Source organism: Acinetobacter sp. YH12239, from assembly GCF_013417635.1.
Lineage (GTDB): Bacteria > Pseudomonadota > Gammaproteobacteria > Pseudomonadales > Moraxellaceae > Acinetobacter.
This window is the reverse complement of sequence record NZ_VPDP01000002.1, coordinates 83,702-109,308: the sequence shown is the minus strand read 5'-3', so window position 1 is coordinate 109,308 and position 25,607 is coordinate 83,702. Positions and strand designations below refer to the sequence as shown.

At 39.5% G+C, this 25,607-nt stretch carries 40 protein-coding genes; 34 read left to right on the top strand and 6 right to left on the bottom strand.

The window, feature by feature from the left end; all coding sequences use genetic code 11:
* Positions 1–99: 99 nt before the first annotated feature.
* Entirely contained in the window at positions 100–444 is a 345-nt protein-coding gene (locus tag FTV17_RS02580) for a hypothetical protein (protein WP_179998057.1), read from the bottom strand.
* Positions 445–582: 138 nt separating this feature from the next.
* Between FTV17_RS02580 and FTV17_RS02575 the strand changes: the two genes are divergently transcribed.
* Genes FTV17_RS02575 through FTV17_RS02565 form a run of 3 tightly spaced genes read left to right on the top strand, consistent with a single transcriptional unit; the run spans position 583 to position 3,398 of the window.
* Positions 583–1,458 (top strand): sce7726 family protein, encoded by an 876-nt coding sequence (locus FTV17_RS02575; protein WP_179998056.1) that lies wholly within the window; start codon positions 583–585, stop codon positions 1,456–1,458.
* Positions 1,427–2,338: a sce7725 family protein gene (locus tag FTV17_RS02570; protein ID WP_179998055.1), complete on the top strand. Its 912-nt coding sequence runs from the start codon at positions 1,427–1,429 to the stop codon at positions 2,336–2,338. The genes FTV17_RS02575 and FTV17_RS02570 overlap by 32 nt, the downstream gene beginning before the upstream one ends.
* 7 nt (positions 2,339–2,345) lie before the next feature.
* Positions 2,346–3,398 (top strand): RES domain-containing protein, encoded by a 1,053-nt coding sequence (locus FTV17_RS02565; protein ID WP_179998054.1) that lies wholly within the window; start codon positions 2,346–2,348, stop codon positions 3,396–3,398.
* Between the two features lie 138 nt (positions 3,399–3,536).
* Here FTV17_RS02565 and FTV17_RS02560 read toward each other — a convergent pair whose 3' ends face one another.
* Together FTV17_RS02560 and FTV17_RS02555 are read right to left on the bottom strand one after the other, a co-directional pair.
* Complete coding sequence (locus FTV17_RS02560) at positions 3,537–4,076, bottom strand: hypothetical protein (protein ID WP_179998053.1); 540 nt, start codon at positions 4,074–4,076, stop codon at positions 3,537–3,539.
* Positions 4,077–4,137: 61 nt separating this feature from the next.
* The gene (locus tag FTV17_RS02555; protein ID WP_179998052.1) at positions 4,138–4,857 is read right to left on the bottom strand and encodes a LexA family transcriptional regulator; all 720 of its coding nucleotides are present in this window, start codon (positions 4,855–4,857) and stop codon (positions 4,138–4,140) included.
* A 100-nt stretch (positions 4,858–4,957) separates the two neighbouring features.
* Between FTV17_RS02555 and FTV17_RS02550 the strand changes: the two genes are divergently transcribed.
* Genes FTV17_RS02550 through FTV17_RS02510 form a run of 9 tightly spaced genes read left to right on the top strand, consistent with a single transcriptional unit; the run spans position 4,958 to position 8,739 of the window.
* Positions 4,958–5,212, top strand: a complete 255-nt coding sequence (locus FTV17_RS02550; protein WP_179998051.1) for a hypothetical protein — start codon at positions 4,958–4,960, stop codon at positions 5,210–5,212.
* A 24-nt stretch (positions 5,213–5,236) separates the two neighbouring features.
* Positions 5,237–5,689 (top strand): phage regulatory CII family protein, encoded by a 453-nt coding sequence (locus FTV17_RS02545; RefSeq protein ID WP_179998050.1) that lies wholly within the window; start codon positions 5,237–5,239, stop codon positions 5,687–5,689.
* Between the two features lie 47 nt (positions 5,690–5,736).
* Entirely contained in the window at positions 5,737–5,994 is a 258-nt protein-coding gene (locus FTV17_RS02540; protein WP_179998049.1) for a hypothetical protein, read from the top strand.
* Entirely contained in the window at positions 5,991–6,287 is a 297-nt protein-coding gene (locus FTV17_RS02535; RefSeq protein ID WP_179998048.1) for a hypothetical protein, read from the top strand. The genes FTV17_RS02540 and FTV17_RS02535 overlap by 4 nt, the downstream gene beginning before the upstream one ends.
* Complete coding sequence (locus FTV17_RS02530) at positions 6,284–6,622, top strand: hypothetical protein (protein ID WP_179998047.1); 339 nt, start codon at positions 6,284–6,286, stop codon at positions 6,620–6,622. The genes FTV17_RS02535 and FTV17_RS02530 overlap by 4 nt, the downstream gene beginning before the upstream one ends.
* The gene (locus FTV17_RS02525) at positions 6,619–7,563 is read left to right on the top strand and encodes a helix-turn-helix domain-containing protein (RefSeq protein WP_179998046.1); all 945 of its coding nucleotides are present in this window, start codon (positions 6,619–6,621) and stop codon (positions 7,561–7,563) included. The genes FTV17_RS02530 and FTV17_RS02525 overlap by 4 nt, the downstream gene beginning before the upstream one ends.
* Positions 7,560–7,820 (top strand): hypothetical protein, encoded by a 261-nt coding sequence (locus FTV17_RS02520; protein ID WP_179998045.1) that lies wholly within the window; start codon positions 7,560–7,562, stop codon positions 7,818–7,820. Before FTV17_RS02525 ends, FTV17_RS02520 begins: the two co-directional genes overlap by 4 nt.
* Positions 7,817–8,221: a DUF559 domain-containing protein gene (locus FTV17_RS02515; protein WP_179998044.1), complete on the top strand. Its 405-nt coding sequence runs from the start codon at positions 7,817–7,819 to the stop codon at positions 8,219–8,221. Before FTV17_RS02520 ends, FTV17_RS02515 begins: the two co-directional genes overlap by 4 nt.
* A 2-nt stretch (positions 8,222–8,223) precedes the next feature.
* Positions 8,224–8,739, top strand: a complete 516-nt coding sequence (locus FTV17_RS02510; protein WP_179998043.1) for a hypothetical protein — start codon at positions 8,224–8,226, stop codon at positions 8,737–8,739.
* Between the two features lie 32 nt (positions 8,740–8,771).
* Here the strand turns inward: FTV17_RS02510 and FTV17_RS02505 are convergent, their stop codons facing one another.
* From FTV17_RS02505 to xseA, 3 genes are read right to left on the bottom strand one after another with little or no spacing between them, the layout of a single operon-like run.
* Positions 8,772–9,455, bottom strand: a complete 684-nt coding sequence (locus FTV17_RS02505) for a hypothetical protein (RefSeq protein ID WP_179998042.1) — start codon at positions 9,453–9,455, stop codon at positions 8,772–8,774.
* A gap of 1 nt (position 9,456) precedes the next feature.
* Positions 9,457–9,651, bottom strand: coding sequence for an exodeoxyribonuclease VII small subunit (gene xseB, locus FTV17_RS02500; protein WP_179998041.1), 195 nt, complete (start codon positions 9,649–9,651; stop codon positions 9,457–9,459).
* The gene (gene xseA / locus FTV17_RS02495) at positions 9,644–10,906 is read right to left on the bottom strand and encodes an exodeoxyribonuclease VII large subunit (RefSeq protein WP_179998040.1); all 1,263 of its coding nucleotides are present in this window, start codon (positions 10,904–10,906) and stop codon (positions 9,644–9,646) included. The genes xseB and xseA overlap by 8 nt, the downstream gene beginning before the upstream one ends.
* A gap of 325 nt (positions 10,907–11,231) precedes the next feature.
* Here xseA and FTV17_RS02490 point away from each other — a divergent pair, with 325 nt between their 5' ends.
* The 22 genes from FTV17_RS02490 (at position 11,232) to FTV17_RS02385 (ending at position 25,597) form a co-directional block, all read left to right on the top strand.
* Positions 11,232–11,462, top strand: coding sequence for a hypothetical protein (locus FTV17_RS02490; RefSeq protein WP_179998039.1), 231 nt, complete (start codon positions 11,232–11,234; stop codon positions 11,460–11,462).
* Between the two features lie 506 nt (positions 11,463–11,968).
* Positions 11,969–12,139, top strand: coding sequence for a hypothetical protein (locus FTV17_RS02485; protein ID WP_171319224.1), 171 nt, complete (start codon positions 11,969–11,971; stop codon positions 12,137–12,139).
* Positions 12,136–12,783, top strand: a complete 648-nt coding sequence (locus FTV17_RS02480) for a putative metallopeptidase (RefSeq protein ID WP_179998038.1) — start codon at positions 12,136–12,138, stop codon at positions 12,781–12,783. Before FTV17_RS02485 ends, FTV17_RS02480 begins: the two co-directional genes overlap by 4 nt.
* A gap of 46 nt (positions 12,784–12,829) precedes the next feature.
* On the top strand, positions 12,830–13,312 hold the full coding sequence (locus FTV17_RS02475; RefSeq protein ID WP_168396906.1) for a DUF2280 domain-containing protein: 483 nt from the start codon (positions 12,830–12,832) through the stop codon (positions 13,310–13,312).
* On the top strand, positions 13,290–14,816 hold the full coding sequence (terL, locus tag FTV17_RS02470) for a phage terminase large subunit (protein WP_179998037.1): 1,527 nt from the start codon (positions 13,290–13,292) through the stop codon (positions 14,814–14,816). The genes FTV17_RS02475 and terL overlap by 23 nt, the downstream gene beginning before the upstream one ends.
* A gap of 8 nt (positions 14,817–14,824) precedes the next feature.
* The gene (locus tag FTV17_RS02465) at positions 14,825–16,183 is read left to right on the top strand and encodes a DUF1073 domain-containing protein (protein ID WP_257219871.1); all 1,359 of its coding nucleotides are present in this window, start codon (positions 14,825–14,827) and stop codon (positions 16,181–16,183) included.
* Positions 16,158–16,967, top strand: coding sequence for a phage minor head protein (locus FTV17_RS02460; protein WP_179998036.1), 810 nt, complete (start codon positions 16,158–16,160; stop codon positions 16,965–16,967). The genes FTV17_RS02465 and FTV17_RS02460 overlap by 26 nt, the downstream gene beginning before the upstream one ends.
* Positions 16,968–17,014: 47 nt before the next feature.
* Positions 17,015–17,311, top strand: a complete 297-nt coding sequence (locus tag FTV17_RS02455) for a hypothetical protein (protein WP_179998035.1) — start codon at positions 17,015–17,017, stop codon at positions 17,309–17,311.
* 194 nt (positions 17,312–17,505) lie between these two features.
* Positions 17,506–18,357 carry a hypothetical protein gene (locus FTV17_RS02450; RefSeq protein ID WP_179998034.1) on the top strand — a complete coding sequence of 284 codons (852 nt, stop codon included), beginning with the start codon at positions 17,506–17,508 and terminating at the stop codon, positions 18,355–18,357.
* A gap of 84 nt (positions 18,358–18,441) precedes the next feature.
* Entirely contained in the window at positions 18,442–19,626 is a 1,185-nt protein-coding gene (locus FTV17_RS02445) for a DUF2213 domain-containing protein (RefSeq protein WP_179998033.1), read from the top strand.
* A gap of 14 nt (positions 19,627–19,640) precedes the next feature.
* Positions 19,641–20,111 carry a hypothetical protein gene (locus tag FTV17_RS02440; RefSeq protein ID WP_034581944.1) on the top strand — a complete coding sequence of 157 codons (471 nt, stop codon included), beginning with the start codon at positions 19,641–19,643 and terminating at the stop codon, positions 20,109–20,111.
* 6 nt (positions 20,112–20,117) lie between these two features.
* Positions 20,118–21,113, top strand: coding sequence for a DUF2184 domain-containing protein (locus tag FTV17_RS02435; RefSeq protein ID WP_179998032.1), 996 nt, complete (start codon positions 20,118–20,120; stop codon positions 21,111–21,113).
* Between the two features lie 13 nt (positions 21,114–21,126).
* Entirely contained in the window at positions 21,127–21,510 is a 384-nt protein-coding gene (locus FTV17_RS02430) for a hypothetical protein (RefSeq protein WP_179998031.1), read from the top strand.
* An 8-nt stretch (positions 21,511–21,518) separates the two neighbouring features.
* The gene (locus tag FTV17_RS02425; RefSeq protein WP_179998030.1) at positions 21,519–21,902 is read left to right on the top strand and encodes a DUF4054 domain-containing protein; all 384 of its coding nucleotides are present in this window, start codon (positions 21,519–21,521) and stop codon (positions 21,900–21,902) included.
* A gap of 9 nt (positions 21,903–21,911) precedes the next feature.
* Positions 21,912–22,106, top strand: coding sequence for a hypothetical protein (locus FTV17_RS02420; protein ID WP_179998029.1), 195 nt, complete (start codon positions 21,912–21,914; stop codon positions 22,104–22,106).
* 7 nt (positions 22,107–22,113) lie between these two features.
* A complete protein-coding gene (locus FTV17_RS02415; protein WP_179998028.1) occupies positions 22,114–22,596 on the top strand; it encodes a hypothetical protein in 483 nt (160 codons plus the stop codon).
* Positions 22,589–23,029 carry a hypothetical protein gene (locus FTV17_RS02410; protein WP_179998027.1) on the top strand — a complete coding sequence of 147 codons (441 nt, stop codon included), beginning with the start codon at positions 22,589–22,591 and terminating at the stop codon, positions 23,027–23,029. Before FTV17_RS02415 ends, FTV17_RS02410 begins: the two co-directional genes overlap by 8 nt.
* 60 nt (positions 23,030–23,089) lie before the next feature.
* A complete protein-coding gene (locus tag FTV17_RS02405) occupies positions 23,090–23,851 on the top strand; it encodes a hypothetical protein (protein ID WP_179998026.1) in 762 nt (253 codons plus the stop codon).
* 6 nt (positions 23,852–23,857) lie between these two features.
* Entirely contained in the window at positions 23,858–24,178 is a 321-nt protein-coding gene (locus tag FTV17_RS02400) for a hypothetical protein (RefSeq protein ID WP_179998025.1), read from the top strand.
* Between the two features lie 26 nt (positions 24,179–24,204).
* Entirely contained in the window at positions 24,205–24,438 is a 234-nt protein-coding gene (locus tag FTV17_RS02395; RefSeq protein ID WP_179998282.1) for a hypothetical protein, read from the top strand.
* 4 nt (positions 24,439–24,442) lie between these two features.
* A complete protein-coding gene (locus FTV17_RS02390; RefSeq protein ID WP_179998024.1) occupies positions 24,443–24,733 on the top strand; it encodes a hypothetical protein in 291 nt (96 codons plus the stop codon).
* Between the two features lie 96 nt (positions 24,734–24,829).
* The gene (locus FTV17_RS02385; protein WP_179998023.1) at positions 24,830–25,597 is read left to right on the top strand and encodes a hypothetical protein; all 768 of its coding nucleotides are present in this window, start codon (positions 24,830–24,832) and stop codon (positions 25,595–25,597) included.
* Positions 25,598–25,607: the final 10 nt, after the last annotated feature.

Below are 25,607 nucleotides of genomic sequence, written 5' to 3'. Positions count from 1 at the left end.
GCATCGGTTGGTTTGTTTTGCGCTACTTAGTTATAACAGGTGAGGATTGCGATTGACCTTGATTAGATAGTAGTAACCAGATATGGCACGAGCTTTACTTTACTGATTGCAGTCAATCACATACTTTTCTTTGTAGTAGTACACGGCTCTATCGAGTGCCTGACTTAATTCTTCATCGGTATATTCTGGTGAAAGTTGCTTTAAAGCAGGGACGTACTGCTTGTAATAGATATCAGGCCAGTCTTTGCAAAGGATCTGTTTGCGTACTTTTTGTGAAGTATCTGGATTTTCCAATAAATCAAAATAGCCGTTAATTTTTTCATCCGATTCTTCAAACTGCTTTGTTATCTTTGCACGTTCTTCTTCAGGTAGAGCGGCTGGCTGCTTTTGGCAGCCAGTGATGATTAGGGCAAGAAGTAGGGTGGTTATGGTTGTTTTTTTCATAATACACTTTTTGTTGTTTTACTATACAAAGTATATGTAAAGTTAAAAAAAGTAAAACTGTCAAGATTACTTTTCAACTTTTAATTGAGTATCATTAAGATGGGTAGAATGGTATTGAAATTCTTCTGAGCTTCTGATATGGATTTAGAATATAAGACTTTGTCAAAAATCTTTAATAGTGGTGTCTTAGCTGACATTGCTGAGGGAGATTTGTCTTATATTTTTAAAGTTTTAAATAAATTCTTTCCAGAAGAAGACGCTGAGCTTTCTTTGAAAGAGTTTTATGAAAAAACATATCAAATTCTTCTTAAACAATATCCTAATGAATATATCTATAAGAACTTGATAGCCAATAAAATTCTTTTAGGACGTCACTCTCTAAACACAGCTACTATGTTGTCTGAGTTTAGAGTAGGAACTAACAAGGCCGATTGTGTAATTTTGAATGGCAAATCAACATGCTATGAAATCAAAACTGATTACGACTCTTTGGTTAGATTAGATGACCAATTGGATGCTTATACTCAAATCTTCGACGATGTATATGTTGTTTGCAGCCAAAAGCATGTAAAGTCTGTTTTAGAAAAAACAAAATCATCAATAGGTGTAATTTTTCTATCAGAAAAAATGACTTTTCAAGAAATAAGAAAAGCTCATCATAATGAAATAAAGAATAAAAAATTATTATTGCAATCTCTTCGTAAGAATGAGTATGTGGAGTTGGTTCAAAATTTAACAGGACAAGTATTAGAGGCTCCAAATACACAGTTATTTGATTTATGCCTGGAAAGGCTAGAGTTAAACAAAGATGAAAAAAAATTAAATAAGTTGTTTATTGAAACTTTAAAGAAGTCACGCAAAAACAATGAGCACTTTATAAGTCATATGCCAAATTCTTTGGTTAATGCTATTATCAGCTATAAATTTAATAAAGTTCAGATGCACTCATTAATAGACTGTTTTGCTACAGAGGAAAAACTTAATGTACTATCCAATATTACGAGGAAAACTTAATGAGCTTTTAGCATTAAGAGAGTTAGCAAACCTTTCTGTTGATAAAAAATTTTGTCCCGTTATCGAGCCTGTAAGAGGTTCTCTAGCACCACTTTTTAGAACAATAAAAGAATTAAATGATAAGGAAATCGTACCTTTAGTTTTTATGAATCCAACAGTTGGGGATTTAGTTGGATGCAGTGAAAATATTATCAATGAATTTAGTAAAGAAGAAGGCTTGCGCTTTATACCAATTTTCGCAGTGAGTGATGGTGTTGATGATCTACGTTCATTATTCTCTCAATTCAATGAATATGCTTTGTTTTTAGTTGATGGACTAAATGCAAGTATTATTGAAGAGTCATCTGAAGCTATTCTAACTTTTATTAGCGCTACAACAGCACCAAATTTAATTAAGCGATTAAGTAATGTAGTTCTGTATGATGACTTCTTCAAAAAGCAAAAAAGAAATGCTGACTATCCTATAGAATCTCCATTTTCATCATTACATACTTACTATAATGGCTTTGGAAATGTTAAGGGTTTTGGTGATTACACTATTCTAAGTGAAGAATATAGTGAATCTGGTGGCCCTGCTTATGTAGTTACGATACATATCACTTATATCAATTCTGAAAAATTTGATGAAGCTTTTATTCGTCACTATTCCTCAAATTATGAAAGTGACACTCCGGCTAACCCTGGTAAAAAGTTCATTGAAGCATTAGGTAAGTTCATTTCTGAAAAAAGAAGTAAAACAATTAATTTTCTAGAAACCTCAGCGTGTCAAGATTTTGAGAGAATTTATAATGCACAGCATTTCCCTGGCCTAGGGCAGGTGAAGAAAATTTCAATTATGCATCACATTGAAACTATTAATGATTACTTAATAAATAATTGAGTGAATAATGTCAATTGAAAGAGTTTGTTGCCAACAATGTTTTAATGAAACAAATATTGCTCAGTACATCACACATAACGGTGATTTTAGGGCTAGTTGCTCATATTGTGAATCTGAAAATGTTAAAGCTGTAAATCCAAAAGAGATATTCCAGTTTGTAGAAAAGTTTGCTTACGGTTTAAAAGAGGTGGATGATGGAAAGCCATTATTTGCTTTATTGGAAGAAGATTTTTGTTTTTTTGAAGAAAAAGTTCTTGATAAACAAAATTTACTTTCTAATATTTTAAGTGATAACCAAGAGTTACTTTCTAAGAAATATTCTGTTCCAGACATTCAACTAACAAGAGATAGTTGGGATGAATTTCGCAATGAAATCACAACAAAAAACCGATTTTTCCCACAAACAGAACTATATAAGAATATTTTCACTAATACCAAAGAAATGAATAATGGGCAAACAAATGCTTTTATATCATTAGTCGATTCTTTAACAAAATCTTATTCTACGGGCAGAGTCTTTTATCGAGCAAGAGTTGATGAAAATAAGCTAGATATTAAACAAATGCGAGCACCTCCTGCGAATATAGTAACTCCAGGAAGAGCAAACCCTGCTGGAATTTCTTATCTTTATTTAGCAGAAGATGAGAAAACCTGTATTGCTGAGGTTCGCCCAAGTAATGGTAGCCTAGTTAATATTGCAACTTTCAATTTAAACAAGGAACTAGATCTGCTAGATCTAACAAATCCAAGAAAAAAAGCTTCTTTTCTTCTACAAGAAAGCGAAAGTTTAGAGGATAGTATTACACATATAAATTTACTTGAGATTTTTGCACAAGAGTTATCCAAAGCAATATTACCTCATAGAAGTCACTTAGATTATATTCCAACACAATTTATTAGTGAGTTTTTCAAAACAGTTTGTGGTTTCGATGGAATTGTTTTTAATAGCTCATTTGGTCATGGTAAAAACATTGTTTTATTTGATGAAAGTGTGGTTAAAGATAATTCTATGAAATATTGTCGTATTTCGAGTGTTGACCATAAATATGGTGAGGAGTAAAAAAAATTATAAATATCATTAAGGTTTCTACTAATGTTATCCAAAATATTAAACATGCTTAATGTAATCTACATTTTAATTTTTAGTTTTTTTTAATAAATATTCTGGATATGATTCCATGTTTTTTACTCAATCGGTTTAATAAATTATAGCTATAATTGCAGATATTGCTGCAACAATTGAAAAAAACAAACCCACGTAACTCGTCCAGTGTGGTTTGCTGGCTTCATTAATTTGCCGACTTAGAATTTCATTACTAATAAGTTGAATAGTAGATTCACGTATTAAACCGCTATGGCTTTCACCACTTAAAAACTTGTACAGTTCCTCTGTAGGCAGTTCTTTAATTTGATTTATCGTCAGTTCTAGAAAATTAAAGTCTATTGGCTCAGTGAGTTTAACTGGATAGTCGTGCTCTATTTCTGTGTTTTGAAATAAATCTCGCATTGCTTCTGGTGTTGTTAATCGCCAATGCTGATTAGCTTGCGGCTCTTTATTGTAGCTTTCTAGAGCTTCAAGTTGTCTAGCAGCTTCAAGATTTAACAGCTGTGTCTCTTTAAAACCATTTTCACTGTTTCCCATCTGTTCGCTTAACTTCTTTAAGAGTTCAGGGGTTAGAGTCCCGAGCTTTATTGGACCGCTATTTTGTTTATTTTCTTCTTTCAATTTTTCCCCCATAAAACACCAGCACTGCATCTCGCGGCTTATTATTCCTTCATGGTCACAGGTGAATTACTTTTCAAACATCCCGATACAACCCAACAACCTTACCCACCAACTTACATCCATCCACCAATGGAATCGTTTTTTCAGGCCAGTCTGGGTTAAGCGGTTGCAAATACATATTGCCGCTTTCAACAATCAGCTTTTTAAAAGTTGCCTCTAGATCGCCTTCACAAGAGACGATGACTAAATCACCTGTTTTTAAATCATTTGTTTGAAAGTTAGGATTCACATAAATTTTGTCACCAGGGCGGAAGTCTGGAAGCATTGATTCACCAACAACTTCCAATCCATACCCATTCTTTCCACACTTAGGATTAGGGGGTAACCATTCTTCGAATTGAGTCCCATTGGGTACTGAGTCAACTGAAGTCCAAGATCCTGCTTGAACCCATGAAATAACTGGGATTAAACGACCAGTGATAGGGAATGGGGTAGTGATATTATTATCATATTTAGATTCATGTTTTGAAATTTGCGTAGAATGCAAATTCATTTGTCCTGCGCCAGAAATTAACCATTCAGAGTTAACTTTTAGAAATTCAGCAATTAAAGGGATTTTTGAAGTTTCAGGAATAGCATCAGCATTTAGCCATTTACCAGCACCCTTATCTGAAACTGAAAAATGTTTACTTAGTACTCGAGCACGTCCACGAACTGGATAACCAGCATTATCCATGGCCATATGAAGTCTTTTCGAAAATTCTTCTTTTACTTTATCTGTACGGCTAGTCATAAGATACCCATGTGAACCAATGGTTCAATCTTAAATTATATTGATGGAACTATCAGTTCGTGTTATTGTTGAACCAATAGTTCAAATAATTGGAGTTTCAATGATTAACATCAAAGAGATTATTAACGATGCTGGCGGTGTATCAGTGGTTGCTACAGCATTAAATCTTAGTGAGCGCTCTATTTATAAATGGATAGAAAAAGGAGCTTTACCTCGTTCTGAGTACACAGGTGAAACTGACTATTCAACCCAAATAGCAGCTCTAAGCACAAATTACGGTCGTAAGTTAATACTTCAAATAGGTAAACCTAAAAAACCAAAAGTTGAACTAGATACTAATCTTCAAACAGCATAATAAACACGTTCAAAGGGATTACGAATGAACATCACTGATGCTGCATATAACACAGTTCACGATTATCCAGGCGGAGCAAATGCACTTGCGCCACGTCTTGGTATTAAAAGTCCTGCTGTGCTGAACAGCAAAGTCAATCCAAATACGGAAACACATCATCTAACGCTTGTCGAAGCTTCAAAGTTAATCGCGATCACAGGGGATTGCAGGATTTTGCAAGCACTTAATGCTGAACACGGAAAGGTCTCAATAGATCTTCCTCAGATTCCCGAATGTAGAGATACGGCGCTAACAGATCTAGTTTTAAGCATAGGTAAGGGTGGTGGGGATGTATGTGCAGTATTTAGGGAAATGATGGCAGATGGACGTATTACACAAGGAGAAGCCTTGGACATGTCCAAAGTCATACATCAACTGCACTTATTTTTAGCAAAGCTGGATTCACAAATTCATGCATGCGTAGACGAAAAAGCCTGACGGTCGAGGTCAGGCTTTTAGGCATTCAATAATTTAGGAAATCATGAATGAAAACAAATCTATCACAAGACCTTATTCAAAACAATCCAAACACAGACTTCTTGACTGGTGATGTCGTGGTGTACATGAACCATATCAAAACTGATGACCTCATGGTGGTTGAGGCATTTCAACCTGCAGAATATTACTGGTTAGAAGGTGGCCAACTTGTACACCGCGCGGATATCCGACTGGCAACACCAGCAGAGCTCAAATTAAAACGCCGTTTAACAGATGCTGAAATGGCATTAGCGGAGGTTTCATGAATACTCAATTTCAAAAGCAACCTGACTATAAACAGCAACAAGGTGTGCAGTCATTCTATGAGCCGACACTGCAGTTGTTAAATGAAGTTTATCTAGTTAAACAAACGAACCTCAAGCTACGTGGCTATAGCGAAAACAATGCTGCAGTGACGAAAGAAGAACTCGCTCAAAAGATGGCATACCGATTTCGTATAACGATGTGGTTAGCACATAAAGTTATCTCAAGCTTAATTAAAGCAGATCAAGTAATGGCATTTGGCAGTTATGTGAAGCCAAAGGATGGTGATGAATGAGCAAGAAACTTAAAACCACCTTTATCGCTCAAGAAAGAATTATTAATTTACTAGATCCCGTTCGGATCTATACCGCTTTAGAGCTTGCAGCAATGCCTTTATCAAAAATGAATGCTGCAATTGAGGCACAAGAGAAATTTTATCTCCTCGAGCACACAACCAAAATGGGGGGGCAAGCCATAGCTCTACGCCATCAAATGCAGAATGGTGCTCAACTCATTCAAGTCAAAGAAAAATCAAGAATTCGCTACAAAATCAACAACGATTTTATAGAACCTCGGATTGTCCGTCAGCTGGAAGTGCGCGGCCTTGTAAAATTGGGAGTTAAGCCATGAGCTTGGATGCAAGTGTATGGGCATGGAAAGTTGAAATGCCCACCAAAAAAGGCGGAGCTTTAAAACCCCTTAAAAAATTAGTATTGCTCTCACTGGCTGATCGTGCCAGTGAAGATCATTGTGCTTATCCAAGCATGAGCAGATTGGTAGAAGATACGGAAATGGACCGTAAAACTGTACTTAAAATCATCGATGAGCTAATCGAAGATGGATTGATTATTGACACTGGTGAACGCAAAGGTAGAACTAAACAAGTTAAAGTCTATCAATTGGTCGGAGTAAATGGTCGCGAAACAGTACCAATAACGGCACCCTTACAAGATCAAAATGAAGAGGTAAAGAGTCCCAACAGTGGAACAGTTCCAACAATGGAACAGTCCCAACAATTCCATGAAAGAGTCCCAACAATTCCGTTAAAGGGTCCCAACGTTGGGACACGGAATCTACCAAAGAATCTTTCAAATGAATCTAAAAATAAAAAATCTTGGTTTTGCTTTAAAAAACTTCGTGAAGAAATTTTCTTGGCTGATCCTGATTTGGATTTTGAAATGCTCATGAACGCAACTTGGGGTGATCGTGAAAAACGAGCATTTGAAATATACAACGCTGGAAAGAATCTCTGTGATGAACTGATGAATTTCCATTTTGCAGATTGGTTGATCAACGCATACCGCACCAAGTACTCAAATTCCACTGGCCATCAGAAACTAAATTCTACTGCAGAACCAAAATACCTCACTGACAAACAGATTCAGGTGTTTGCTCAGAAATTAGCTAAGCATCCAGATTTTGCTGGTAAATACGCTGAGCCAGGTGAGTCCTATGAAAAACTTGCAGCTCGAATCTCAATGAAACTTGAAAAACCTGAACAGGCTAAAAAGTGGGAATCCTATTTGAAACAGGTAGGTTTTAACGGCGTTTTAATGGGAGGTGTAGCGTGACTGAAGCTGACCGCACGATTACCAACCTGATGATCTTGAGAATCATGTCTTCAACGAATGGAAGAATCTCTGTGAAACAAATTTTCGATGAGATTCAACCGAACATGGGAATTTCAATCCGTAGCCTGCAACGTTATTTGAATGGACTTGCGAATTGGGGGCTCGTGGAAAAGGATGGCCAAACTCCGCAGGGATTCAGATTGAGCAAATCAGCAAGGGAATTATTTGCTGATATCGCTTTTGGAAAATCAGTATGACAAGTATTTCCCTTGCTGAATATAAAAGCTTGTACGGCTCAAAAAGTAAAAATTTAATTAAGTCAAAATCTCCGCGCCGTGATAAGCAAATTGAAAGTATGGGAGAGTCGATATTAGCTTTACAACTTAAGGCGCACAGAATCGAATTTGAGAGAGAGTTTAGGTTTCATCCCAAACGTAAATGGAGAGCTGATTTCCATCTAAACTGCAAAAAAATATTGATCGAGGTTGAAGGTGGAATATGGAGTGGAGGTAGGCACACCAGAGGTAAGGGGTATATCGGCGATATGGAAAAATACAACGCAGCAACAATGATGGGTTACCAGGTATTACGGTTTAGTACAGAACAAGTGAAATCAGGTTTAGCGATACAACAAATTGAGAAGATGGTAGGGGAATAGTCATGGTTGTAGCAGAGGCAACGAAACAACATATTTTTCAAACAATAGATTGGTCACGTTTTGATTTAGAAGGATGGTTACACCAATTCGGCGCATGGATGAATTCAGTTAGTGGTACATGTAGCCAAAGTATTAATCCGATTGCAGTGGCCATGGATAATGCCACTAAGAAAAGAAAACAGAAAAAACTGACCGATCTACAGGAATCAAAAATCATTGTTGACTTCCTGACTGGTGATTATCAATTACCAAAATTAAAGCAGACAAAAATTGTGTGTCAGATTGATGATAATGAAGCACGCGCCGTACAGCGTTTAATATTAGATATGCAGGGACAATCTGAAATTTTAGATGATTGGATGGATGCAGTTATTGATCGTTATTTTTATGGGAATTCGTGGTCTGAAATGGTACGAGAGAATCGCACGCAAGCTGATTCAAGAATGGATGTTAAGTGCGGTTTAGCTGCTTTGCATAGTCGGTATGGGTTTGTTGGATATAAAAAAAGCACCAAATAAGGTGCTTAATTAACCGTTATTGAAGTATTCATTTATTTAAATTTATTTGGGACATTTAAAAATTGACTATAGTTTTCAGGGAGGTAAGTGATTACTTCAAGTCTATCTAAGTTAATTCCATAACATTTATAGTTGCCACACAGAATAGGTTTGACTCTGAATTGTTCGTTATTTTGTTTGATATAACCAGTAGTGTATTCACAAATTTCAGATGTCTTAATCTTATCAACAGTAGAAATAATATCTTTTTTACCTTTATTATAGAATGTAAGAATGAGTAATAGACTAAAAATAAATATAAAGAAATAGATAGTAGTGGTAAACCAAAATGAATTAACCATTTTGACAAACTTAGAGTAAATAATCGGTTTCTGAAATTCAAAACTAGATAATAGTGCATCAACTCTGAATTTTTCATTTTCTTTTTCTGAAGGGTGAATCGCCAAAACATGTAATAAAAATGCTATGGCTAAATACAATATAGAAAATGCAATTAATAATACTAGTTTATTTAAATTATCTAAAAACGTAGTAGATAGATTTAAATAACCAAAAAATGAAACCTCAAAATAATTCATTCCTAAGGATGAGATGTCTATTCCCAACGGTTCACTTATTCCTGAAAAATAAGCAATTTGGCAACCATAAATGAGTGCTGGTAAATAAATAAGGAAAAAAGATATTCTTTTTAAGAAGCTTTCAAGTGAATTATGCATTTCAATCCTTAAATGTCTCATTTAAAGCCTGTTGCACAGCATCTACACGTGATTTGCAGGCTTTATAAGCAGTCATAGACTCCTCAACAATCTTCATCAAATTATCAATATCTGGTTCATCTTGAGACTCAAGGAGCTCGGCGTTCTTTTTGAGAATTTCATAGCCTTCTTTAAACGTTAATTCTTTCTTAGTCATTGCTAGATACCTGAGTCACATTGGCATTGATAATACCATCCTGTAATTCTACTTGAATGCTATCACCTGATATTTGTTGAATAGAACGTATGGCTTTACCTTGGCTACGGACGATACCAAAACCTTTGGCCATAACATTTTTGGGATTCTGAAGTAATGTTTCGCGTATGAGAGATTCAACTTGCTGAGAAGCCAGCTTAACCTGTTGCTGTGCTAAATATTGAGTGGTGTCTTTAATTAAGTCTAAATTTCGATTAGTTAAACTAATTTGATTATTCGCCAGTGTCTTGATTGACTTTATGTATTGATCATTCTGGCTTTGATACGCCGTGATCTGATGCTGAGATAACAACTTAATAGTTTGTAGAGAATCAGATACATCTTGGACACGCTCTACAATCAAATTACGTATACCTCCAATGACTTTACTGGGTGTATCAAAAGATCGATGTGCAATTTCATCTAAAATCGTTCGGTCTTTTTCATGGCCAATACCGACCCAGATAGGGACGGAACGCTTACAAAGCAGAGCTGCCAAATCAAAATCATTTAAATATGCTAAATCATTTACAGATCCACCACCGCGAATAAGAACGATGAGATCAGGGGCAACTTCGTAATCTTTGACCCATTGCTTAAGGGCAGTTATTAAAGTATCTCGGATACTTGTTGGCGCTGTATTGCCTTGGAAAGTTGCACTGTGATAAACGAAATGGCAGACACCGGCTTTGTCTAATGCGTCAGCATCCTTTTTGAAATCGCCTAGACCTGCAGCATTTTCAGGTGCAATGACCAGGACATTTTGAATATCAAACGGCGTAGGTAGCTGTTTATTTTTATCTGCAAGACCTTCGGTTTGTAATTTTTCTAATGTCTGCTGATAGCGCCGTGCTATATCACCTAACGTAAAACTTGAATCAATATCTTCTACATTAACTGAGAAACCATATTGAGGGTCAAACTTGGCTTTAACTTTTATCAGAACATTAAGATCTCGTGATAACTCAATACCACTTTCACGTTCGAACTTTAGAACCATCTTTTGAGCAGAAGACTTCCAAATAGTCGCTTTACAACTGGCGATCACTTTGTCTGAACCTTCCTCTTTTTCAGCCAGCTCAAGATAATAATGTCCGCTTTTAATATTTAAATTTCTTATCTCTGCTTTGACCCAAACAGGTTCATCAAAGGTGACCCGTATAACTTCTTGAACAGTGGATAAATATTCACTTAAGTTTAGCTTGTAATCAGACATCATTGAGCAGCGAGATGAGGTTACTAAAAATACTAACGAACATATTGTTCAAAGACAATGATGAATGTTTGACCTTGTACAAGGGTTGTGGCATATTTCAGCTATAGTGACCGAAGTGTACGTTGATGCACTAAGTTGATTTAAAAGCTCGCCAAATGGTGGGCTTTTTTGTTATCAATATTTCTTTTTTTGGGTGACAAAGTTACGAAGTATAGTGTTTTAAACGTTTGTTTGTTCTGAAAGCTTTAATAACAGGCAGTTGTCATTGTTTGTACTTTTAAATAAGGCATAATGGGCTTCTTAAATTTAGAGCTAATTTTTATTTATGGTAGATGTAAACCAGTTAAACAATATTTTTAAAGAAACATTAGCGAATAATAAAAAACCTGAAAGAATATTGATAGGCTACAAGCTATATGCAGAGTTAATGAAAGATAGAAGGTTTTTTGAAGAGGTGGTGGGATCCGCTATGAATCCTAGTAAGCGTACTTATCAAAATATTAAAATTAAGGTTACTCAAGATGATAGACAACTTGAATTAAAATCTTCAGGTTAATGAATTCTTCTAATATAATATTGTAACTTATTGCTAATGCTACGCTTTTAGAAATTGAATATTATTTATGCACAGGACCTAACCTGTTCTTCAATTTTACCTCCTCACTCAGGAGGTATTTTTTTGCCATTTAAATTATTAACATAATTAATCGTTCATTGAATTAGCAAGTTAAAGCGATAAATAAATCCCCTTACATTAACTTTATTTTTCAAGTTTAAAGGGGTGTTAATGTGATCTTGGGTTGTAACCGTAAGCAATACGGAAGTGTTCAAGTTGAAATACGGAATTGCGTTTTCCTTTCAATAAACCTGGATGTTTAACATCTAACTTGAATTTCTAACGCATGCATGTATTTGCACCATGCCAACCTAAAGGGCTCGCAGGTAAGAGCAAGCCCTTTTTGAAGTACTTGCCGAACTTATTACGGCACTAAACCTCACTAACGTAATTGTTAGTGAGGTTTCTTTTGTTTGAAATATTGTATTAACGCGGTAGGGACTTATATGACAGATCGTGTGCAAGCTAAACAAGATTTACAGTTCTGTTGTGCGGAGCTGGCGAAATATCAAAACCTCAGCCGTTCAGGTCTTAAGCGTCATCAAATGATTGCGATTGATGAAATCATGATTGAGCTTAAGGAGCGTATCCGAAACTTACGGAACGTACTGCAATGAGCAATGAAGTCGGACACGCTATACTAGTTCGACCATACCCACCAAAAGAAATATTCGATTTAGATACACCTAACTTCATGCCAGCACCAGAACTATGGGCATGGATTAAAGCTGTATTTCTAAATGAACATTCTGAAGTATTTAACCCTGATCATATTCACCTGGACTCATTTTACTGGCCACAAATCGCCGTGATGTGGGCAAATGGCGGATTTATCAAACAGGGGCGCTTTGTCGTTGGTCAAGCTGAAAAAGTCATGATCAATATGGGTGGATGGAAGAAAGCACGCCAAGAGGAACAATTTGAGCAATGGTTCGGTCAAGTTCCTGAATACCTCATTACCGTTGATGCCAAATTTGCCCAAGTGGCGAATGACATTGCCTTTTGTGCACTGGTTGAGCATGAGCTTTATCATATTGCACATAAGCGTGATGAATGGGGTATTCCTCAATTTAACCGTGAAACAGGCTTACCAAAGCTTGAGATCAAAGGGCATGACGTGGAGGAATTCACTGGTGTGGTACGCCGTTATGGTGCAAGCGAAGAAGTTCAAACCATGATTGATGCAGCAAAACAGCGACCTGAAATTTCAAGAGCCGATATTTACCATGCGTGTGGTACTTGCTTCCTGAAGGTCGTTTAAATTTTTTTGTCCATTAAGTTGGACGAAGTTGGACGGATAAAGAGCAATGGCAACGCTAAATCAAAAGCACAAACTCTTTATCGTGCGTAGCTTAGCGCAGTGGAATACACCTACTGAAACCGTTGAGCTTGTCCAACAAGAGTTTGGCATCACTATTTCACGTCAGCAGTGTGAGGCATACGACCCGACCAAACGGACAGGGCAAAACCTCAGTAAAGCACTCGCTGACGAATTTTATAAAACTCGGGAGCAGTTCCGTAAAAACACTGATGAAATGCCTTTGGCGAATCTCGCCGTGCGCTTACGTCATTATGAGAACTTGCTGAATAACCCACAGAACAAACGCAATCCGATTTTGCAGCTGACTATTCTTAAACAGGTGGCTGAAGATGTCGGTGGCAAGTACACCAATAAAACAGAATTGACTGGCGCAGGTGGTGGACCATTACAAAGCGAAAATGTTACCTACGTGGATGCTAGCCCTGAATTAGTGAAGCAGGTGTTAGATGAACTCGAAAGTAAATACTAGACCGCTTGAGATAAAGATCGAACGTGAGAAATGTGAACGTGAACATTTGTTTTTCACACGCCGTTTTTTCATGCCTCGTATGGGGTTTAAGTTCTCAGTTAATTGGCACCATGAATATATTGCATGGGCAATTGATGAAGTCATTGCTGGTCGCATTGAAAATTTAGTCATTAACGTTCCACCGGGTTCGGGTAAGACTGAACTACTGACCAATCTGATTGCACGTGGTATTGCTCGAAACCAGCGTTCACGATTCTTATATTTGTCATTCTCGCAGTCACTTGTAGAGGATGTGTCATCTACGGCGCGAAACATCGTGAAATCGGTCGATTTTCAGGGCTTATGGCCTGTGAAGATCTCGACCAGTACCGATGCAAAGGCAAGTTGGAAAACGACCGTAGATGGCTATGAAGCGGGGCATGTTTATTCCGCTTCAATGGGTGGTCAAGTTACGGGCCGCCGTGCAGGTACTTTGGCAGATGCTGGATTTACCGGTGCGATTATTCTGGACGATCCACTCAAGCCTGAAGATGCATTTAGTAAGACGGCACGTAACAAGGCAAACCGTAAGATTCTGAACACAGTCAACTCACGTAAAGCCAAATCATCTACTCCGATTATTCTGATCATGCAGCGTTTACACGTTGAGGATCCGACCAACTTTGTGATGACTGGCAACGTACCAGGGAAATGGCATCAAATCTCGATACCAGCACTGATTGATGATGACTATATCAACTCATTGCCTGAGCATATACGCCGTAAGGTACCACGTGATGTCGAGCGTGATGAGAAAGGACGTCAGAGTTATTGGCCACTGAAAGAGTCGTTACAGTCATTACTGCAGTTAGAGAAAGGCGGTCAGGATAAAGACGGCGCTACAGTGTCGCGTTATACGTTCAGCAGTCAGTACCAGCAAGAGCCTAAAAAGCTTGGTGGTGATCTTGTTAAGGCTGAATGGTTCGATCGGTACCATGAGTTACCAGTACTCAAGTGGCGTGCGATATGGGCAGATACGGCGCAAAAAACCAAAGAGCATAACGACTATTCAGTGTTCTTATGTGCAGGGCTTGGTTATGACAATCGCCTGTACATCATCGACGTGCGCCGTGGCAAATGGGAAGCCCCTGAGCTGATTAAGGAAGCCAAGGATTTCATCAATAAGCATAAGGAAAGCAACACCAAGATCGGCAAGCTTCGATACATGGCCATCGAGGATAAAGCATCTGGAACGATGCTGATTCAAAACATTTCGCGTGAAACCACATTACCGATCAAAGCGATTCAGCGTGATACAGACAAGCTGACTCGTACTATGGATGTGGTGTTCTACGTTGAAGATCGTCGTGTTGTTCTACCTGTGAGTGCGCCGTGGTTATTGAGTTATGTTGAAGAAATCGAGGGTCTTAAAGCCGACTTCACACATGAGCACGATGACCAATGGGACCCTACCATCGATGCGATTAATGACTCACTTGCGAAAAAGCCGACTGTATTTGATTAGAGGTATTTATGGCTAAAGATAAGAAGTCTGATACAGGCGGTAAAATTAAAACGCTTGTAGCTGACGCAGTAAAACAGGCAATCAACGCCATTGGCGATGCTGGTGCATATACAAACTTGGTATCGAATATTGGTACCGAACGTGACAAAGCCACAGGTGGCAAGTTCGTCCGTAAAGACATTGACGATGATCAACTTGAAGCGGTGTATCAGAATTGGCTTGCACGCCGTATTGTGAATCGTCCTGCATCTGACATGCTTCGTGCTGGATGGTTCTATGAAGGTATTCTAGGTGGTGATTTAAAACGCCTTGAGGAAGCGTGTAAGGCGTTTCACTTAGAGCATGTGCTTTTGTCAGGCTTGATCCTTTCTCGCCTCTACGGCGTTGTGTATATCCTGCTTGGAACGGCTGACGGCGCTGCCTTAGACCAACCTTTAGATATTTCAAAACTCGGCCAAGGTCGTTTGGAATTCTTCACAGTCGTGAAAAAGAAATACATTACGGCGGATAAAAACAGTTATTTGCCGCCGTCGGCATGCTGTGGATTACTAAAACAGCCTGAATTTTACGAAATGAAAATGGGGAATGAAGCGAAAAAGCGCATTCACCATACTCGTCTAATTCGTATTGCTCATGCTGATGTGGTGAATGAAGAGCCTCAAAGCATTCTGCAAGAAGTCTATGAGGATCTGCTGGATCATGCCAGCGTGAAGCGTGGATCTGCTAGCCTTATTCATGAATCAAAGATTGATGTCATTCAAACGCCGAACTTGGTCGATAAGATTAGAGAGGATATGAAAGGCGTCATGGAACGTTTCATGTCTGTAGGGCTTATGAAAAGCCTAAACGGTATGTTAGTCCTTGATGCTGAAGAAAAGTACGAATCAAAAACGTATAGTTTCGGCGGCTTGCCTGACATGATGCGTGAATTCTCAGTCCAGACAGCAGGCGCGGCAGATATCCCTTATACGATTCTGTTTGGCCAATCACCTGCAGGTATGAATGCCACTGGTGAGCATGACACTCGTAATTATTATGACTCGATTGCCACTAAGCAGGAATGGGACCTCAAGCCGATCTTGATGAAGTTCCTCGCCGTGATCTGTCAGTCTACGTTCGGACGTCAATTTCCTGAATTGGATGTCGTATTCAATCCACTTTGGCAATTGGATGCTAAAGTCCGTGCGGAAGTAGAAAAAGCCAATGCTGAGCGCGATGAGAAGTATCTCAATATGGGCATCATCACTGAACCGCAGATCGCTCGTCAGCTTAATATCGACGGCGTTTATTCAGTCATTGATGAAAAACACATCAAATTGCTGGAAACCATGGTGAAGCCAAATGACGACGATCATACAGATCCTTAAGCCTCAGCTTCAGCAGATTAAGAAAAGCAAGAAAGGACGCAAGGCTAAGCCCAAGGCAGTCAAAGTCAATCGCCGTGTCGAGCTGTTCTATACACGTCAGCTTTTGGAAATCTCTAAATATTGTCAGGAACAAACCAAGGATTTGGTTTTACCTACCGTTGGCCAAAACATTGGCGATAGCTGGGTGGCGGATATATTTACGGCGTTACGTGAAAAGATGGTCAAGTACACCATGGAAGTGTCGGTATCTTTGGCCACTAAGGTGGTGATGGATACCAGCAAGGAAGTGGATAAGCAGATTGCCAGTCATACCAAAACCATTCTTGGTGTGGACCTTACGCCGTTTTTCCGTGGTGCTGATATTCAGGATGAAATTGATACTCAGATTGCTGCAAACGTTTCGCTGATTAAGTCTATTCCAAGTCAATATACAGATAAGCTTGAAGCATTGGTGATGAATGCCTTGCAGACAGGGCAAACTAATCAGGAACTGGCTCAGGAAATAAAAAAACTCGGTCATAGCACAGACAATCGTGCACGACTGATTGCAGCCGATCAGATGGGTAAGATCAACGGCGCTATCAATAAGAAGCGTCAGACGTCTTTAGGTGTAACGACTTACGATTATTTAACATCAAAGGATGAAAAGGTTCGTCCGTTATGCCGAAGCCATCATGGTAAAACCTTTCGATGGGATACACCGCCTAAGGGTGGGCATCCTGGGCAGAAGATCAAATGCCGATGCACGGCGTTGCCGAATTATGAGGATATTTTGATCGACTGATTTAATAGGTTGGTTTAAAGTATCTTGCGATATGCAGGGGATTACAGATGCAACAACACCAAAAACTAGATATTTTGTTGGATGTAAAAAATAGAGCAAATGAATGGATTGGAAAGTATCTTTCTATGGATGTGGTTGATCCCCACTTTCAGCCTTTATTTGATGTTTTTAAAGAATCAAACTTCGATATCGAGTTGCTGTTAAATATGGATTCAATTGAAATTCTACAAGTGACTAAAAATTGTTGTGAAGGGATTGGTTTAAGTAAATTTGATAAAGATTGTGCTTTAGAGTGTTGGGCAGCAGATGCTTCGGTAATGATGAATTCGCTTAAAGATCAATAGTAAAGTCACTTGTTGTTTTATCTAATTTAACCCACTTCGGTGGGTTTTTTTATTGCCCACAGAAAATAGGACACCCGTTGTCCTTGATAATTATTGTCTAGAAATTAGAGAAATTGGATTGATTAACTTTTGTATTTTATGACACTTTTAGTATTTAGGAATAAGAACTCAGTTGGCTCATTGCGTGGGGATATATGCAAATTAATAATGATATCGTAAGTGATTATGAAGACTATTGTTATAAAAAATTAACTAGTGAATTTGGGTCTTTTACGCTTGGAAAACATAATCCCATGCATTTGTACCAACGTTATAAATACCGAATTATTAATCCTATACTTCGACAAGTCAAAGAACCCCAAAATTTAGTTATACCTGAAGAACATTTAACTGCTTACCAGAAAATAGTTTCAGATATACAACTAGGTAATACTTTAAATAAATATCAAAGTAGAAATCTTAAAAGACTAGATTATGATGATGACATGTTATCTCATTGGAGAATTCAGCATTTCCATCTAGGGGATACAGTAGAAACTGATGGATTTGTATCTAGAACGTCGGATTTATTATTTATACACTTTTCTGAATCACAAGCACATATCATTGGAATTTTTTCACATGGTGATTGGTGTGATTTGGATATCATAGAAACTATTCATCTAAATTGGCCTCATTTACTTACTTATTATAGAAGTGATTCAACTAGAAGATCTTTAACTGAAGATCAATATAAAATATTAAGAAAAAAAGGTTATAACACAACTGTTAGATTAAGGGATGGAGCTGAATATTTGTCGCCTGGGTTAGGAGTTGTCGCAAATGGTTCTCCTGTAGAGGCATTTACAAATGTTCAAAGGATTTTAATTAAATTTGAGAATTCATTTAAAGAAATTTGTATGAATATTGATCAAATATTAGAAGCTGATCCTCAGAGAAGAAAAACTGAAATAGCAACAATCGGTTTAGAGATGGATGAGTTTAATCAAAGGTTTATTTATATCGTTAAGGAAACAGGTCATAGATTTACTCTAAATTACGCATGAAGAAATAAATTTCTAGGCAGTTGTAACTTAAAAAATTGATATTTCAAACCCACCATCTGGTGGGTTTTTTATTGAGCATCATTCATGAAATGTATTTACCAACTCAAAATTGGCGACTTTGCACCAAGCGAAAGTACACGCTCATTTACTCAAGAGGGGTATCTGAAATGCGTCAACGTCCGTTTGGCCAAAGCACCGCAAGTCCGTCAGTACTACGCCTATGAATTTCCAAATTTAGAAGGCTATTCGGCAGATCAGGTCATCAATGTCTATGTGGCAGCTGAGGACTTATTTAAGCCAGAAGTCATTAAAGGCTTCGACGGCGTAGACACAACGGACTATCACCCACCTAAGAATGAAATCAATGCTTCCAACTGGAAGGAATACCACATTGGCGAATGTTTCAATGTGCGCCAAGAGGGTGATTTCTTGGTCGGTGATCTGATCATTAAAGATCAAAACAGTATCGGTCTAATCCAAAACAATGAGCGCGTTGAGATCTCATTGGGCTACGCGGCTGATCTTGTCCTTGAACAAGGCACGGCGCCAGATGGTACGCCGTATCAAGCCAAATTTATCAATTTTAAAGGCAATCACGTGGCGCTGGTGAAATACGGTCGCTGTGGCGGTGATTGTCGCGTCGGTGACCATAAACCAAACCCAAAGGGGAAAAAGATGGAAATTAAAGTAAACGGTATTCGCTTTGAGATTGGTGACAATCAAGCGCTAGCTGATGCTGTAAAGCAACAAGAAGACCAGCTTGAAAACTTAAAAGCAGCAAAACTTAAAGTCGGTGATAAACAATTTGCCATCGGTGATGAATTGCCAGCTGTACAAGCAGTGGTTGATACCTTGCAGACTGAAAATGCCGAACTGAAGCAAAAAGTCGGTGATCTTGAAAAAAACCAAATCACACCTGAAAAACTTGATCAAGTCGTGGCTGAACGTGCGTCAGTGGTTGCGGACGCCGTTGCCTTGGTACCAGGTATCAAAACTGAAGGCTGTTCATGTGAGCAAATCAAACGTGATGTGATTGCAGCCAAAGCAGGTGACACATTGGTGACCGCTGTACTTGATGGAGTCGCTGTCGGTGATGCTAAACCTGAACAGATCGACACGGTATTCCGTGCACTGTCAGCAGTGAAATCGACCACACCAGGCAATGCAGTCGGTGATGCATTACATCAACAGCAACAACAGCAAAACAATAATCAGGACCCTAAAGCAAATAAGGGTTATGACAAGTCTGCTGCATACAAAACAATTTAAGGGGAACTTGAATCATGGTTCAGCAATTAAATGCGGTGGTCGGTCAACGTGGCCGTTTAACTGCCAAAGAGGTTGTACTGTCATTACCGCTTTCAGGTCTGACTTTAGTTAATGACGGTGACGTAGTTGTCCGCACGACTGACGGCAAATCAGTAACGGCTGTGTCAGGTGCTACACCGACACGTTTTGGTGTGGTGGTACGCCACGGCGTTGGTAAGACAGGCAAAACGGCGGCTGGTAAAGAAGCCTATAAAGCGGCTGATATGTTGCCTGTGATGTTTGAGGGTGCAATTTGGGTCAAGCCTACAGCGCCAATCACTGACATTACTGCTGCGGTTTATGTAAAAACTGCTAACGGTACTACAGCAGCGCCGTTGGGTTCTTTGTCGAGCTCAGCAACTGACGGAACAGTATTGCCAGGCGCAGCATGGGAAACCGTGACAGGTGCCGATGGTTTAGCCCTTCTTAATCTTCGTGGAGCTTAATTAAACATGAGCAAATTAGCAAAAATGAAAGCGCGTTTAACGCCGATTTCACCTGCCATTCAGGCACAAGTTGGCGATGCGTTCAACATGGATGCATTGGCACAGCTCTTCGTAAAGATCGAAGAACAAAACGAAATTACACCACAGCTTGCACAGGTCCTTGACTATGCCAAGTTCATCCCAGTGACCAATGTAAATGCGGTTTATGGTGGTGGTGAAATCCTGTCTCGTAAAAAAGGCGTGGGTATCGGCGAAGATTATGCTGGTACTGGTGATGATATTCCGCTTGCAGAAGTTGAATACGACACTGTAAGCCTACCAGTGAAAGTGGGTGTGATTGGCTACCAATATTCAGTAATCGAATTGGCAACTGCACAAAAAATGGGGCTTCAAATCGAAGCTGATAAAGTTCAGGCTGCAAACTTAGCTGCTGAAAAGCACATGTCAAATGTCGCTTGGTTCGGTTACACCAAAGCGAATGCCAGTGGACAGCTTGAACAGGTGAATGGCTTCTTGAACCAAACAGGCGTTACCATCGTGACAGCTCAGCACGATTGGGCTACAGCGACCATTGAAGAAGTTTTATCTGACTTCAATAATTCGCTGGCTGACTCAGCAGACCTGTTTGACGGTGATGCGTCTATTGAGCCTGATACCTACTTGATGGCATCAGCGCAGTACACACACCTGTCAACACGTGTGGTACCAAACTCAGGCGGTAAAACATTCCTGAAGTACATTGAAGAAAACAACATCTTCACCACTCAGGGTAAGCCATTGACTATTCGTGGTTCTGGCCGTGGTAACGGCAAAGGTACTGCTAATGCAGACCGTTCGATCATCTATCGCCGTGATCCATCATGTATCCAGTTCAAAGGCAACAGCGTTGAGTTCTTGACGGCGCAACCGAAAGGCCTGGATGTACTTGTGCCAGGCCACTACAAATACCAAGGTGTTTGGCTGAAGCGTGTTGATTCACTTCGTTACCTTGACCATGCATAAGGATTAAAATCTCATGGCTAAATATTCATATACATACAGCGGCTCTAATGCCGCTTTTGTTTTTGCAGGCCTGGTGACTTTACCTAAAGGGATCGCCGTAGTAGTTGAAGCCAATCACCATAAAGCACTTCAAAAGAATAAGTTTGCCAAGCACCTGATTGATACAGGTGAGCTTGCTGTTGAAGAAGTTGCAGAAGCGGTTGAAAAACCTGCTTCAGGTCGTGGTAAAGGTGCTCAATCAGGTAAAACTGATGAAGGTAAAGGCAAGGATGAATCCAAACCTGCTGAGCTCACGATTGATGACGTACGTAAAGCGCTGACTGATCTTGAAATCACCTTTGCTGACGATGAAACCCTTGAACAGCTGCAAGAAAAACTTGCTCAAGCCACTGAATAAGGTGAACTATGGACCCACAAGCTTTTAAATTAAAGTTTAAGTACGACACAACATTATTAAATACTTCTGATGCTGAAATTGCCGATGCACTAGAAGAAGCTGGTCTTGTTGTAACGGCGCTTGAATTTGGTGATCTGAAAGAACGTGCTGTGGGTCTATATGCAGCACATATTCTCAGAGTTGCACATAAATCAAAGTCAGGTAACAGCTTTTCAGATGCATCAAGTATGACTATTGCAGGTCAGAGCGTGAGTTTTTCACGTTCTGGTACCGATGCATTTTATAACCAAAGTATTTATGGTCAGCGTTACCTGGCATTAAAAAATTCAATTCCAGTTGGCAATGATGGTACTAATCCCAATCGTATTGGTGTTGGTGCTTTCGTTGTTTAGGAGCAAGGCATGTCATTTAAGTATCAAGCGCCTGAAAACTTTAAAGCGACTTCGCTTGAAATTGCAGGCACCACATACAAGGTTGAAAAAGGTGTGATTGAGTCGGATACCGATATTGCACACATTCTGGCACCGCATGGTTTTAAACGTGCGGTACCTGAAACCAAAGCAGAACCTAAAAAAGAAACTGCTGCTGCAAAGTAGGTGATGTATGAGTGATTACCGTGTTGATGCTGATGTTGATTTTAACGAGGTCAATGAACGTGTACGTGCTGAAATACGGCGCACGGTAAATGCACTCACACTTAAACTTCAGCGAACTATTCAGGAAGATATGCTGACAGGTCAGCGTCTGAATGTGCAGTCTGGACGTTTAAGAGGATCCGTGTCATCCAAGGTGGAAGAGGATAAGGACTGGATCGAGGGTACAGTCGGAGCTGGTGGTGCCTTGGTACCGTATGCCTTTGCTCATGAATTTGTGCTTAAAGGTGCGATGGCCATTAAGGCGCATTTGCGTACAATCAAGAAAGTCTTTGGTCAGCCGATTACACCTCGTCAAATCATGATTAAGGCTCATTCGCGTAAAGTCGATATGCAAGAGCGCCGTTTTATGCGTGATTCATTGGATGAAGTGGCGAAGATCGTGCCGAAGAATATTGATGCTGCAATTGAAAGGGGATTAAGCAGTGAATAGTGAAGCCATTTACCATGCATTGTTTAATCGCTTGTTAGGCATCGAGGGGATTAAAACCACCAGTCGGCGTTTAAAGCACTTCAATAATGTAGCACCTGAAGAGCGTCCTGCCTTATTCGTGACCCAGGGTAATCAAACCCAAGCACCAGTGAAAGGCTTGGATGCCAAGGTTGAACTTGAAGCGGAAGTGTACGTTTATATTCATGAATCAGATCCATCCATACCGCCGTCGGTCCAGTTGAATCAGATGATTGATCAAGTACGTGCCAAGCTTGAGCCTGATCATCCTGATATCTGCGAATACCAAACCTTAGGGGGATTGGTCGAACATTGCTGGATCGAAGGCACTATCGAAGTTTTTGAAGCAGTGGAAAACATGCTCGATGACCAAGGGATTGCCATTATTCCGATTCGGATCCTCACCACTACCTAAAGCAATTTATAAATTCCATGACCGCCAATACGGCGGTTTTCTCATTTTTAAGAGGTCGATATGGCTCAATATTTATTTGGTGCCGGTAAAATCTTTGCCACACCTTTACAGGATGTGCACGGTAATCCAATCACCAACGGCACACCCGTTGAAGTGGGCGTATTGCAGTCAACGTCAGTTGATATCAGCTATGACTTGAAAGAACTCTATGGCCGTGGTCAGTTCGCCGTAGATGCCGCACGCGGTAAGGGTTCGATTAAGTGTAAAGCGACAATGGGTCGCATCAACGGCGCATTGTTGAATTCCATTTTCTTTGGTGGCGTGGTCACTGAAGGTGGTATTACTGCAGTCGCGCAGACCATCAATGGTGAAGTCGTTGCAGTGTCAGTAACACCAGTCGTTCCGAACAGCGGCACATTCGTGAAAGATTTAGGCGTGACTGATGCCAAAGCAGTTCCTTTAAAGCGTGTGGCGAGTGCACCAGTTGCAGGTCAATACAGTGTGGATGAAGCGACAGGCGTTTATACCTTTGCAGCAGCTGATGTGGGTAAAACGGTATTTATCAGCTTTAAATACACAGCGACGGTGGCAGGTGCCAAATCAGGTGTCGTAAGCAACTTGGATATGGGTTATACGCCTGAATTCAGTGTGGATCTGATGCGTGACTACAAAGGTAAATTTTTTGGCATGGAGTTTTTCCGTTGTGTCAGTAATAAGCTTGCGTTCAGTTCAAAACAAGATGATTACGATCTACCTGAGTTTGAATTCCAGCCAATGGCCGATGATTTAGGCCGTGTCTTCAAATGGACTACTTCGGAGTAATACCATATGCAATTTAACCAGGTCGAAAACCCACGTGGTAATCCGCTTAAAATTAATGGCCAGATTTGGATTTTTGCGCCGTTATCCTTGGGTGCTGCTGAAAAGCTGATGCCAAAGCTTAAATCCTTTGATCCAAGTGACTTTGCTTTAGTGGCAGATGTAGCACATAGCTCTTTAAAGCGTAACTATCCTGACATTACCCGCGAATTTATTGCTGATGAACTACTTGATATTGGTCACGTGAACGCCGTATTTGAAACGGTCATGGGGGCTTCTGGTCTGGTTTATACAGGTGAAGACGAGCAGGCCACTGATTCGGGGGAATAGACTGGGAGGAGCTGTACACGCATTTGGTGCTTACATTGGGCAAGGATTACGACTATGTGCGTAATGAATTGGATTTTCCAAGAGTCAAAGCATTGAATGCGTATCACAAGCAGTGTCCTCCCAGCCATGTTGGCATTCAGCGTCTGTGTCGGATCCTTGAGGCATTTATGGGGATTGAAGACAGTACTGGTTCAGAAGATACTCAAAGCAATGATGAAGATGATTTAATGGATGCTTTGATTAACTTTCCACAAGGATAATTTTATGACTGTAGATTATGAGGCATTAGGTCGTTACCATACTGTATTGGAGCAGTACCAGCGATTAATAACCCAGCGACATAATTTAGCAAGCAGTATTGATCGAGTAACTTTGAATGCTCGTATTTCTGGAAGTGTATCTGATTCCATACAAACACTAGATCATGCAAAGTTGGGTAGTTTGGTGAATGAAATCACTTCGATTAACCAAGAATTGATGCATGTTGTTGAGCAGGTAAATCATTATGCTGGCATTGTGGATAAGCCTAAAATCAAAATTATGCGTAATGCGTAGTCAGTTTTATTCAGGGTGGCTAAGGCTGCCCTGATTGATTAAAGTTTTTGAGTTGGTTAAAGTTCGCGGGAACTTTATAACAACTTGGATATAACCATGAAAAAAGTAATTGGATTGGGTCTATTAACTTTGGCATTGACTGCTTGCGGTGGTGGCGGGGGTAATTCATCTTCTTCTAATAATGAGGGAGATAAAACACCTGTAGCTAATGCTGAAATCACTGGTGTTTACACTGGCAAGACCAATCAAGCGCAAAATGTTATTGGGTTGGTAGATAAAAATAATAAATTCTGGTTTCTATATACACCACCTTATTCTAACGGAATTACTGGCTTCATGACTGGTGACTTAACTGTTTCTGGTAACACAGTAAAAGCGATTAAAGGGAAAGACTTTTATTTTGGTGGTAGTGCAGTTTACGACACATCTATTAATGGTACTTTTGAAACTAAAAAGAGCCTAAATGGAACGATCACTTATACGCCTTCAAATCAGGTTACATTTGACACTTTATATGATGCTGAATTAAATAACTCGGTATCCAATCTCACGACAATCGCAGGATCTTATATAGGTCAATCAGCGATAGTTGAAGGTATTGAAGAAGCAACCTTAACAATTTCAAATACGGGTGTGATTTCAGGTAAGGGACAAAGTGGCTGTACGTTCACGGGGAAAATAGCAGTTGAAGAAAATGCACCTTACTACAATGTTGATTTAGCTTTTGGTTATTCACCTTGTCTCTTAGCGGGACAGTCTGTAAAGGGTGTGGTTTATTATGATTCATCAATTAAATCACTTTATGCAGTGGCAGAAAATAGTACTAGACAGAACGCAGTACTGTACTTAGGAACAAAACAGTAACTCCCATAGT

Excerpts from the sequence above, each read along its gene's own strand:
- FTV17_RS02530 (WP_179998047.1), top strand. The coding sequence starts at position 6,284 with ATGAGCAAGAAACTTAAAACCACCTTTATCGCTCAAGAAAGAATTATT.
- FTV17_RS02430 (WP_179998031.1), top strand. The coding sequence starts at position 21,127 with ATGGCTAAATATTCATATACATACAGCGGCTCTAATGCCGCTTTTGTT.
- FTV17_RS02385 (WP_179998023.1), top strand. The coding sequence starts at position 24,830 with ATGAAAAAAGTAATTGGATTGGGTCTATTAACTTTGGCATTGACTGCT.
- FTV17_RS02490 (WP_179998039.1), top strand. The coding sequence starts at position 11,232 with ATGGTAGATGTAAACCAGTTAAACAATATTTTTAAAGAAACATTAGCG.
- FTV17_RS02565 (WP_179998054.1), top strand. The coding sequence starts at position 2,346 with ATGTCAATTGAAAGAGTTTGTTGCCAACAATGTTTTAATGAAACAAAT.
- FTV17_RS02475 (WP_168396906.1), top strand. The coding sequence starts at position 12,830 with ATGGCAACGCTAAATCAAAAGCACAAACTCTTTATCGTGCGTAGCTTA.
- FTV17_RS02545 (WP_179998050.1), top strand. The coding sequence starts at position 5,237 with ATGAACATCACTGATGCTGCATATAACACAGTTCACGATTATCCAGGC.
- FTV17_RS02560 (WP_179998053.1), bottom strand. The coding sequence starts at position 4,076 with ATGGGGGAAAAATTGAAAGAAGAAAATAAACAAAATAGCGGTCCAATA.
- FTV17_RS02480 (WP_179998038.1), top strand. The coding sequence starts at position 12,136 with ATGAGCAATGAAGTCGGACACGCTATACTAGTTCGACCATACCCACCA.
- FTV17_RS02460 (WP_179998036.1), top strand. The coding sequence starts at position 16,158 with ATGACGACGATCATACAGATCCTTAAGCCTCAGCTTCAGCAGATTAAG.
- FTV17_RS02485 (WP_171319224.1), top strand. The coding sequence starts at position 11,969 with ATGACAGATCGTGTGCAAGCTAAACAAGATTTACAGTTCTGTTGTGCG.
- FTV17_RS02465 (WP_257219871.1), top strand. The coding sequence starts at position 14,825 with ATGGCTAAAGATAAGAAGTCTGATACAGGCGGTAAAATTAAAACGCTT.
- FTV17_RS02555 (WP_179998052.1), bottom strand. The coding sequence starts at position 4,857 with ATGACTAGCCGTACAGATAAAGTAAAAGAAGAATTTTCGAAAAGACTT.
- FTV17_RS02580 (WP_179998057.1), bottom strand. The coding sequence starts at position 444 with ATGAAAAAAACAACCATAACCACCCTACTTCTTGCCCTAATCATCACT.
- FTV17_RS02390 (WP_179998024.1), top strand. The coding sequence starts at position 24,443 with ATGACTGTAGATTATGAGGCATTAGGTCGTTACCATACTGTATTGGAG.
- FTV17_RS02550 (WP_179998051.1), top strand. The coding sequence starts at position 4,958 with ATGATTAACATCAAAGAGATTATTAACGATGCTGGCGGTGTATCAGTG.
- FTV17_RS02420 (WP_179998029.1), top strand. The coding sequence starts at position 21,912 with ATGTCATTTAAGTATCAAGCGCCTGAAAACTTTAAAGCGACTTCGCTT.
- FTV17_RS02525 (WP_179998046.1), top strand. The coding sequence starts at position 6,619 with ATGAGCTTGGATGCAAGTGTATGGGCATGGAAAGTTGAAATGCCCACC.
- FTV17_RS02450 (WP_179998034.1), top strand. The coding sequence starts at position 17,506 with ATGCAAATTAATAATGATATCGTAAGTGATTATGAAGACTATTGTTAT.
- FTV17_RS02570 (WP_179998055.1), top strand. The coding sequence starts at position 1,427 with ATGTACTATCCAATATTACGAGGAAAACTTAATGAGCTTTTAGCATTA.
- FTV17_RS02505 (WP_179998042.1), bottom strand. The coding sequence starts at position 9,455 with ATGCATAATTCACTTGAAAGCTTCTTAAAAAGAATATCTTTTTTCCTT.
- FTV17_RS02515 (WP_179998044.1), top strand. The coding sequence starts at position 7,817 with ATGACAAGTATTTCCCTTGCTGAATATAAAAGCTTGTACGGCTCAAAA.
- FTV17_RS02440 (WP_034581944.1), top strand. The coding sequence starts at position 19,641 with ATGGTTCAGCAATTAAATGCGGTGGTCGGTCAACGTGGCCGTTTAACT.
- FTV17_RS02415 (WP_179998028.1), top strand. The coding sequence starts at position 22,114 with ATGAGTGATTACCGTGTTGATGCTGATGTTGATTTTAACGAGGTCAAT.
- xseA (WP_179998040.1), bottom strand. The coding sequence starts at position 10,906 with ATGTCTGATTACAAGCTAAACTTAAGTGAATATTTATCCACTGTTCAA.
- FTV17_RS02510 (WP_179998043.1), top strand. The coding sequence starts at position 8,224 with ATGGTTGTAGCAGAGGCAACGAAACAACATATTTTTCAAACAATAGAT.
- FTV17_RS02400 (WP_179998025.1), top strand. The coding sequence starts at position 23,858 with ATGCAATTTAACCAGGTCGAAAACCCACGTGGTAATCCGCTTAAAATT.
- FTV17_RS02535 (WP_179998048.1), top strand. The coding sequence starts at position 5,991 with ATGAATACTCAATTTCAAAAGCAACCTGACTATAAACAGCAACAAGGT.
- FTV17_RS02445 (WP_179998033.1), top strand. The coding sequence starts at position 18,442 with ATGAAATGTATTTACCAACTCAAAATTGGCGACTTTGCACCAAGCGAA.
- FTV17_RS02435 (WP_179998032.1), top strand. The coding sequence starts at position 20,118 with ATGAGCAAATTAGCAAAAATGAAAGCGCGTTTAACGCCGATTTCACCT.
- terL (WP_179998037.1), top strand. The coding sequence starts at position 13,290 with ATGAACTCGAAAGTAAATACTAGACCGCTTGAGATAAAGATCGAACGT.
- FTV17_RS02405 (WP_179998026.1), top strand. The coding sequence starts at position 23,090 with ATGGCTCAATATTTATTTGGTGCCGGTAAAATCTTTGCCACACCTTTA.
- FTV17_RS02425 (WP_179998030.1), top strand. The coding sequence starts at position 21,519 with ATGGACCCACAAGCTTTTAAATTAAAGTTTAAGTACGACACAACATTA.
- FTV17_RS02540 (WP_179998049.1), top strand. The coding sequence starts at position 5,737 with ATGAAAACAAATCTATCACAAGACCTTATTCAAAACAATCCAAACACA.
- xseB (WP_179998041.1), bottom strand. The coding sequence starts at position 9,651 with ATGACTAAGAAAGAATTAACGTTTAAAGAAGGCTATGAAATTCTCAAA.
- FTV17_RS02455 (WP_179998035.1), top strand. The coding sequence starts at position 17,015 with ATGCAACAACACCAAAAACTAGATATTTTGTTGGATGTAAAAAATAGA.
- FTV17_RS02575 (WP_179998056.1), top strand. The coding sequence starts at position 583 with ATGGATTTAGAATATAAGACTTTGTCAAAAATCTTTAATAGTGGTGTC.